The organism is Streptomyces sp. 8K308 (genome assembly GCF_004348315.1).
Taxonomy (GTDB): domain Bacteria; phylum Actinomycetota; class Actinomycetes; order Streptomycetales; family Streptomycetaceae; genus Streptomyces.
The window spans coordinates 1-8,639 of sequence record NZ_SMKC01000306.1 but is presented as its reverse complement, the minus strand read 5'-3'; the positions used below and the strand labels follow the sequence as shown (position 1 = coordinate 8,639).

Annotated in this window: 6 protein-coding genes and 1 pseudogene; 6 read left to right on the top strand and 1 reads right to left on the bottom strand. The window is 74.5% G+C overall.

From position 1 onward, the window contains the following. Positions 1–30 precede the first annotated feature (30 nt). Positions 31–645: an HAD-IA family hydrolase gene (locus tag E1265_RS29215; RefSeq protein ID WP_132934000.1), complete on the bottom strand. Its 615-nt coding sequence runs from the start codon at positions 643–645 to the stop codon at positions 31–33. Between the two features lie 50 nt (positions 646–695). Between E1265_RS29215 and E1265_RS39790 the strand changes: the two are divergent. From E1265_RS39790 to E1265_RS29190, 6 genes and pseudogenes are all read left to right on the top strand, one after another. Further along, positions 696–908: pseudogene (locus E1265_RS39790) on the top strand (GNAT family N-acetyltransferase); the annotation flags it as partial. Between the two features lie 500 nt (positions 909–1,408). Then, on the top strand, positions 1,409–1,660 hold the full coding sequence (locus tag E1265_RS29210) for a hypothetical protein (protein ID WP_132933999.1): 252 nt from the start codon (positions 1,409–1,411) through the stop codon (positions 1,658–1,660). A gap of 132 nt (positions 1,661–1,792) precedes the next feature. Continuing rightward, positions 1,793–2,599, top strand: coding sequence for an HlyD family efflux transporter periplasmic adaptor subunit (locus tag E1265_RS29205; RefSeq protein WP_132933998.1), 807 nt, complete (start codon positions 1,793–1,795; stop codon positions 2,597–2,599). Further along, positions 2,596–4,884: an NHLP family bacteriocin export ABC transporter peptidase/permease/ATPase subunit gene (locus E1265_RS29200; RefSeq protein WP_132933997.1), complete on the top strand. Its 2,289-nt coding sequence runs from the start codon at positions 2,596–2,598 to the stop codon at positions 4,882–4,884. Before E1265_RS29205 ends, E1265_RS29200 begins: the two co-directional genes overlap by 4 nt. A 9-nt stretch (positions 4,885–4,893) precedes the next feature. Then, positions 4,894–7,695, top strand: coding sequence for an NHLP bacteriocin export ABC transporter permease/ATPase subunit (locus E1265_RS29195; RefSeq protein ID WP_132934001.1), 2,802 nt, complete (start codon positions 4,894–4,896; stop codon positions 7,693–7,695). Positions 7,696–7,757: 62 nt separating this feature from the next. Then, positions 7,758–8,639 (top strand): sigma-70 family RNA polymerase sigma factor (locus tag E1265_RS29190; protein ID WP_132933996.1); only part of this gene is annotated, 882 nt, incomplete at its 3' end.

Below are 8,639 nucleotides of genomic sequence, written 5' to 3'. Positions count from 1 at the left end.
GGGAACAACTCCCGCGGGGCGCGGGGCCGCTCAGCCCGCGCCGGTCAGGCGCAACGCGCCGCGCAGGTCCGCCGCCGTACGGAAGTGGAGGCCGGTCATGCCGGCCTCACGCGCGGCGACGACGTTGGCCTCGGTGTCGTCGACGAACAGACAGCGCGCGGGCGGCACGCCCACCCGCTCGGCGGCGGCCGCGTACACGCGGAGGTCCGGCTTGGCGAAGCCGAGGGCGCTGGTGTTGACCACCGCGTCGGCGACCTCGGCGAGGCCGAGCCTGGCCAGGTCGGCCTCCAGGCGGGTGGTCGCGTTGGACACCAGCGCCACCGGAACCACGCCGCGCAGCCCGGTCAGCAGCGCCACCACCTCGTCGTCGACCCGCGGCAGCACCGCCGACCAGGCCGCGACGGCCGCCGCGGCGCGCTCCGACGAGCCGTGGGCGGCGGCCAGTTCGGTGACGACGGCCGCCCGCCACTGTTCGTCGGTGGTGCGCCCGGTGATCGCCGCCTCGGCCAGCGGCCCCGTCAGCGCCACCGCCGCCACGGCCCCGAGCGGCAGGCCGTTGGCCCGCTCGATCTCGTCGAGCGACGGCCAGTGCCGCAGCACGCCGTCGACATCGCACAGCACGGCCTCGAACGGCGGAACGGTCATGACGTGGCTCCCTCCGGAGGTAGGCGTCCGGCCCCGAGGAGAATCGTTGCATGGTCAGGATGAAGGCCCAACCCCTCGCCACCGCCCGGCTCGCCCTGGAGCCGCTGCGGGCCCGCTACGCGCGGCAGACGGCCGGGGCACCGGATCCCGACGTCGGCTGGCTCAACTGGGTCATCAGGGTCAGGGAGGTTGGCCGGCCCGCCGGCTTCGCGCAGGCCACGGGCACCGGCTCCGGGGCCGAGGTGGCCTGGGTGGTGGGCACCCGCGTGGCAGGGCCGCGGAATCACGACCGAGGCGGGTCGGGCGCCCAGGGCCGGGCACGGCGCCAGCCGGCCAACCCTGGACCGTTCTGCCCGGTCACCAAACACCCTTCTGCGCATCTTCACGCCTCGCACACAAGTGGACGGCATCCGACCGAAATTCGCAGTATGTCGGACATGTCGGCGATCAGGGCGCTTACGCGCCCATAGGCTTCGCCGGCGCGAGGCGTCCACTCGCTCTCGCCACTCGATTACGCGAAAATCCCATACCCACTTGGCGAAGGATGTCGCACGTTCGCGACCGTCGCCCCCGCCCGCGCGGGCGGCTGGGGCGCCCGGCGCTGGCCGGGACGTCGCGGCACGTGCTTTCATCCTCGCGCTGGCGGCAATCGGCAGCATGGCGGCCGACGCATTGCCCGTCGCCCGTGCGCCATACGGGCGACTGCCGTGAATCGCCGCGAATTCCAGATTTTCAAGTGATGATGAGTGAAGGGAAACGCGCCTTGCGTAACGACCTCGAGACCCGTGAGATCGCCGACACCGAGCTGGACGCCGTCGCCGGCGGTGTGGCGGGCCTCGTCTCCGTCTCCGGTGGCCTGGTGGGCGCCCTCACCAGCGATGTGTCCAACGCCGTGGGCTCCCTGGAGACCGTCGGCTTCGTCCAGGGCGTCGCCGGCCAGGTGACCGGTCAGGTCTCCGGCATCACCGGCGTGCACGCGAACACCGGTGCCGTCACCGGGCTCGCCGGCCTGTAGAGCACGCACACCGTGAACCCCGGACCCCACACTTCCGGGGTTCACCACTGACCCGCGGATATCCACCGCTCTCCTCGGATATCCGCGGGTCAGCCACTCCCCAGGGCAGTCAGGCACCTAAAGGAACGGCTCGTGCAGTTTCGCCAAAAAGCGCTCTCCAAACTGCAGTCGCCGGAGGAACTCGACCTGCCGGTGCGCCTCGCCCGCCCGCAGGGCCGACTCGTCCTCGCCGTCACCTTCCTCGTGATGCTGGCCGCCGCCTACTGGGCCCTCACCGGCTCCGTCTCCGCCAGCCAGAGCGCCCCCGGCGTCCTCACGGGACCGCAGGGCGGCTATGTGCTGGAGAGCCCGGTGACCGGCCAGGTCACCCGAGTACTCGCCGCCGAGGGGGACTCGCTCACCCCCGGGGCGCCGCTGCTGCTGGTCGCCACCGACGAGGGCGACGAGGAGGTGGCGGCGGTGGCCGGCGGCCGGGTCACCACCCTGATCGCCAGGGAGGGCGCGGTCCTCACCGCCGGCGACGAGGTCGCGACGCTCGAGCACCCGCCGCAGGGCGACGAGCCGCTGGTCGCCGTCCTCTACCTGCCGGGCGACAGCGCGTCCGCCGTCCCCGTGGGCGCCCGCGTCGACCTGGACGTCCAGTCCGCGCCCCGCGAGCGGTTCGGCGTGCTGCGGGGCCGCGTCCAGGCGGTGGGCGGCGCGCCGCAGACCCCGGAACAGCTCGCCGGCTTCCTCGGCGACGCGCAGCTCGCGGCCTCCTTCGCCGAGCAGGGCAACCCGGTGGCGGTGGTCGTCGAGCTCGAGCGCTCGCCGGACACCGAGTCCGGCTACCGGTGGTCGTCCGCCGAGGGACCGCCGTTCGTCCTCGACTCCAGGACGCCCGTCACCGCCACCATCCGCCTCTCCGAGCAACGCCCCGTCGATTGGCTGCTTCCGTGACCGCCCCACAGGACACCTCCCCCCGACTCCCGCCCGCCGGCGACCGCCGCCGGCACGGCGGCGCCGAGACCGGTGCCCGGGCGAGCCGGCGCCGACGGCGCGCCCCGCGCCGCACCCCGCGGCTCCGCGCCGCCAGGTCCGTCCGCACGCCCACGGTGCTGCAGATGGAGGCGGTGGAGTGCGGCGCCGCCGCGCTGGCCATGGTCCTCGGCCACTACGGCCGCCACGTGCCGCTCGAGGAGCTGCGCATCGCCTGCGGCGTCTCCCGGGACGGCTCGCGGGCCAGCAATCTCCTGAAGGCGGCCCGCCGTTACGGCCTCACCGCCAAGGGCATGCAGATGGACCTGGCCGCGCTGGCCGAGGTCGGGCCGCCGGCCATCCTGTTCTGGGAGTTCAACCACTACGTCGTCCTGGACGGCATGGGCCGCCGCCTCGGCCGCCGCGGCGCCTGGATCAACGACCCCGCCAAGGGCCGTCGGTTCGTGCCGCTCGACGAGTTCGACACCAGCTTCACCGGCGTCGTGCTGGTCCTCGAACCGGGCGACGACTTCCGGCGCGGCGGCCGCCGGCCCGGGATCATGCGGGCCATGCCGGGCCGGCTGCGCGGCATGTCGGGGACCATGCTGGCCATCGCGCTCGCGAGCCTGCTGCTGGTGGTCGCCGGCGCCACGGTGCCGGCGCTCAGCCGCACCTACGTCGACCTGTTCCTGATCGGCGACCAGACCTCGCAGCTCGGCGTTCTGTTCGCGGCCATGGCCACCACCCTCGCCGTCACCGCCACGCTCACCGCCGTCCAGCAGGCCAACCTGCTGCGCGGCCGCGTCATCTCCGCCACCCTCGGCAGCGCCCGCTTCCTGCGCCATCTGCTGCGGCTGCCCGTCAGCTTCTACGCCCAGCGCAACGCGGCCGACCTGGTGCAGCGCCTGGAGTCCAACGACACGGTGGCCGACGTGCTGGCCCGCGACCTGGCGGCCGCCGGCGTGGACGCCGTGGTGGTCCTGCTCTACGCGGTGCTGCTGTGGAGCTACGACCCGAACCTCACGGTACTCGGCGTGCTGATCGCGCTGCTGAACATCGTCGCGATGCGGATCGTGATCGGGCTGCGCGCGACCGGCACCCAGCGGCTGCGGGCCGACAGCGCCCGGCTCACCAACACCTCCTACAGCGGCCTCACCCTCATCGAGACGCTGAAGGCGACCGGCGGCGAGGACGGCTTCTTCCGCCGCTGGGCGGGGCAGCACGCCGCCACCCTCGAGGTGCAGCAGCGGCTCGGCGTGCCGAGCGCCTGGCTGGCCGTCGTCGCGCCGACGCTCGCCGCGCTCAACAGCGCGCTGATCCTGACCGTCGGCGGTCTCCGGGCCGTCGAGGGGCATCTGACGGTCGGCCTGCTCGTCGCCTTCCAGGCCCTGGTGACCAGCTTCACCGCGCCCATCACCCGCCTCAACGGGGTGGCGGGACGGCTCCAGGACTTCGCCGCCGACGTGGCCCGCCTCAAGGACGTCGAGAACTTCCCCGTTGACCCGGTCTACGCACGCCGCGAGCCCGCGCCGAGCACCCGCCGCCTCACCGGGCTCGTCGAGCTCGACCGGGTGACCTTCGGCTACAGCCCGCTCGACCCGCCGCTGCTGACGGACTTCTCGCTCACCGTGGGCCCGGGGCAGCAGGTCGCGCTGGTGGGCGGCTCGGGCAGCGGCAAGTCCACCGTCTCCCGGCTGCTCGCCGGCCTCTACACCCCGTGGAGCGGCGTCATCCGGATCGACGGCACGCCGCTCGCCGAGATCCCGCGCGGCGCGCTGGCCGCCTCCGTCTCCTTCGTCGACCAGGACGTGTTCCTGTTCGCGGGCACGGTCCGCGACAACGTCGCGCTGTGGGACCCGTCCATTCCCGACGACGCCGTCATCGAGGCGCTGCGCGACGCCGCCGTCTACGACGACGTGGTGGCCCGCCGTCCTGGCGGCATCCACAGCCGCGTCGAGCAGGACGGCCGGAACTTCTCCGGCGGCCAGCGGCAGCGCCTCGAACTGGCCAGGGCGCTGGTGCGCCGCCCCAGCGTGCTGGTGCTCGACGAGGTGACCAGCGCCCTGGACGCCGTCACCGAGCAGACCATCATCGACAACCTGCGGCGCCGCGGCTGCGCGTGCGTCGTCATCGCCCACCGGCTGAGCACCGTGCGGGACAGCGACGAGATCCTGGTGCTGCACCGCGGCACCGTGGTCGAACGCGGCCGGCACGAGGGGCTGCTCGCCGCCGGCGGCCCGTACGCCGCACTGGTGAGGGAGCGCTGAGTGACGGTCATGCCCGAGGCCACCGGCGGCCGGCAGGATGGCACGGCGCCCGCGCCCGACCCGGTGCTTGCCGCGCTCGGCGCGCTCGGCACCCAGGTCCAGCACGCCGGCACGGGCGGCCTGTCCCTCGAAGGGCCGCTGGTGCTGTGGCTGGTGGCGGACGGCGCCCTCGACCTGTTCGCCGTCGACGCCGCCCAGCGCGGCCCCCGCCACTTCCTCGGCCGGCTGGCCGCCGGCACCCTGCTGCTCGGCCCGGTGTCGGGCCCGTCCCACACCCTGATCGCCCGGCCGCTGCCCGGCTGCCGGCTGCACCGCGTTGAGCTGCGCGAGCTGCACCACGCGGCGTACGAGGCGGCGTACCACGCGGGCGGCGGCTGGCCGAGCCCGCTCGAGGAGGCCTTCGCGCAGGGCATGGGCCGTGGGCTGCGGGTGCTCTACCAGGCGCCGCTCGGCGGCTCCGAGGACGACGTGCTGTGGCCGTCGATCCCGCCGGGCAGCGTGCAGTACGGTGCCAACTACGACCAGGCCGCGGCCGGCACGCTGCTGATCGACCCCGGCGTCTGGCAGGGCATGGTCGACCAGCAGCGGCGGCTGCTCGAGGTGCTCGACCGCTGGATCGGCGAGTTGGAGCGCGCCCACGAGGACCGGACCGCGGCCGGCATCGAGGCCGGCGAGGCCGCCCGCACCGAGGCGAACCAGACGCTGCTGGCCGCGATCGGCCGCGACCGGGCCACCGCGGCTCACCGCAACGCCGACGCCACGCTCGCCGCCTGCCGGCTGGTCGCGGCCGAGGCCGGCGTCGTCCTGGCCACCGGGCCCGGGGTGGGCGCCACGGAGCCGGGCGACGACCCGGTGGAGGCCATCGCCGTCGCCTCCCGGGTCCGCACCCGCCAGGTCAGGCTGACCGGCGCCTGGTGGCGGGAGAACAGCGGCCCCCTGGTGGGCCGGCGCGCCTCGGACGGCGCGCCCGTCGCCCTGCTCTGGCGCCGCGGCCGCTACGCCGTCGTGGACCCGGAGACCGGCGACCGGCAGCCCGTCGACCGGGCCGGCGCGGCCGAACTCCAACCCGGCGCCGTGATGTTCTACCGCCCGCTGCCCGACCGCCCGCTCGGCCTGCTCCGGCTGGTGCGGTTCAGCCTGCGCGGCACCCGGGCCGAGCTGCGCGACCTGGCGATCGGCGGCCTGGTGGCTGCCGGCCTCGGCGCGCTGGTGCCCATCGCGACGGGCCGGGTGCTCGGCGCGTACGTCCCGCAGGGCGAGACCGACCTCATCGTGCAGGCCGGCGTGGCGATCATCACGCTGAGCGTCGTCTCGGCCGTGTTCATGCTGCTGCAGAACACCGCGATCCTCCGCCTTGAGGGCCGGGTCGAGGCCACCCTGCAACCCGCCGTCTGGGACCGTCTGCTGCGGCTGCCCGCCACCTTCTTCGCCGACCGCTCCACCGGCGAACTCGCCAGCGCCGCCATGGGGATCAGCGCCATCCGCCGCGTCCTGTCCGGGATCGGCTCGGTCTGCCTGCAGGCGACCACCGTGGGCGTGGCCAACCTGGTGCTGCTGCTGGTCTACAGCGTGCCGCTGGCGCTGGCCGCGCTGGCCATGCTGCTCACGGTCGCCGCCGTCTTCCTCGCCCTGGGGCTCTGGCAACTCCGGTACCAGCGACGGCTGATCACCATCGGCAACCGGCTCAACAACCAGGCGTTCCAGACGCTGCGGGCCCTTCCCAAGCTCCGGGTCGCGGCGGCCGAGAGCTTCGCCTACGCCGCCTGGGCGCGGGAGTTCGCCCGCACCAGGGACCTCCAGCAGCGCGCCGGCCGGATCGCCAACGGCATCACGGTGCTCAACGCCCTCTGCCTGCCGCTGTGCACGCTCGCGATGTTCATGCTGCTCGCGGGACCGGCCCGGGGTTCCATGTCGGCCGCCGAGTTCCTCACCTTCCACACGGCCGTCACCATGCTGCTGTCGTCGGTCACCCAGCTGACCGGCGCGCTGCTGTCGGCCGCCGCCGTGCTGCCGATGTTCGAGAAGGTCAGGCCGATCCTCCGCGAGGTCCCCGAGGTGACGGGCGCCAGCACCCGGCCGGCCACGCTGGGCGGCCGGATCGAGGCCCGCGGCATCTCCTACCGCTATGCCGAGGGCGCCCCGCTGGTCCTCGACGACGTCAGCTTCGAGGCGCGCCCCGGCGAGTTCGTGGCGATCGTCGGCCCGAGCGGCTGCGGCAAGTCCACGCTGCTTCGGCTGCTCATCGGCTTCGACCAGCCGCTCACCGGCAGCGTCCGCTACGACGGCCAGGAGCTCGCGGCCCTCGACCGGGCGGCCGTGCGCCGGCAGTGCGGCGTGGTGCTGCAGAACGCGCAGCCGCTCACCGGCTCCATCCTCGACTGCATCCGGGGCACCGGCTCCCACACCCTGGAGGAGGCGTGGGAGGCGGCCGCGCTCGCGGGCCTCGCCGAGGACATCAAGGCCATGCCGATGGGCATGCACACCATGCTGTCGGACGGCGGCGGCACCGTCTCCGGCGGCCAGCGGCAGCGGCTGATGATCGCTCAGGCCCTCATCCGCAGGCCACGGATCCTCTTCTTCGACGAGGCCACGAGCGCGCTGGACAACGAGGCGCAGCGCGCGGTCATCGCGGCCACCAGGGCGCTGCGCGCCACCCGGATCGTGATCGCGCACCGGCTCTCCACCGTGATGGACGCGGATCGGGTGGTCGTCATGTCCGAGGGCCGGGTCGTCCAACAGGGGCCGCCGGCCGCGTTGCTGGCCGATCCGACCGGCCTCTTCCACGAGTTGGTGCGCCGGCAGGTCAGCTGACGGCCGGGGTGGCGGTGACGACTGTGACGAGTGAGACGGCGGAAACGGGACAGGGGAGCACCATGTCAGACCAGCACCGGCCGCATGACGCGGCCGACGACACCGTCCTCCTCGCTCGGGCGCGTGGCGGCGACAGCGCGGCCTTCGCCGAGTTGTACCGCCGGCACTCGGGCCCGGTCCGGTTGTACGCCCACGGCGCCGGGCTCACTCCGCAGGCGGCCGAGGACCTGACCGGCGAGGCGTTCGTTCGCACGCTCCAGGCGATGCGGGAGGGGGGTGGGCCACGCTCGTCGGTGCGGGGCTATCTGCTGGCCATGGTGCGGCGGATGGCGGCGGGACGCCGCGTCCCCGCGTCGCTCCCGCCCCACCTCCCGGCGCCGCTGCCCTCCGCCGAGTCGCAGGCCCTGCACCGGGCGGAACGGATCATGCTGGCCGAGGCGTTCGCCAGTCTGCCGGAGCGCTGGCGCGAGGTGCTGTGGCGCACCGCCGTGGAGGGGCAGTCGCTCGCCGAGGTGGGCCGTGACCTGGGGCTGACGAAGAACGCCACCGCCGTGTTGGCCTTCCGGGCCCGCGAGGGGCTGCGGCAGGCCTACCTCCAGGCGCACGTCAGCGACTCGCTCACCGACCAGCGGGAGTGCCGCCGGTACGCGCGGAAGCTGGGCGCCTTCATCCGGGGCTCGGCGGCGGCGCGCGGGCTGCGGCAGCACCTGGACGGCTGCGAGCGCTGCCGGGCCGCGTACCTGGAGCTGGTGGACGTCAACGCGGCGCTGCGCGGCCTGCTGCCGGTGGCGGCGGCCGGCCTGATCGCCCAGGCCGCGCCGTGGTCGGTCGGCGGGGTACTCGGCAAGGTGGCGATCGCCGCCACCGTCGCGCTGGTCGTCGGCCCAGCCGTTCCCGCGGTGGGCTCCGGGCCAGGGGAGGTCGGCGAAGGCGTGGGCGTGGGG

Bases quoted from the DNA above. Each gene is read 5' to 3' on its own strand.
- E1265_RS29215 (WP_132934000.1), bottom strand. From the start codon at position 645: ATGACCGTTCCGCCGTTCGAGGCCGTGCTGTGCGATGTCGACGGCGTG.
- E1265_RS29195 (WP_132934001.1), top strand. From the start codon at position 4,894: ATGCCCGAGGCCACCGGCGGCCGGCAGGATGGCACGGCGCCCGCGCCC.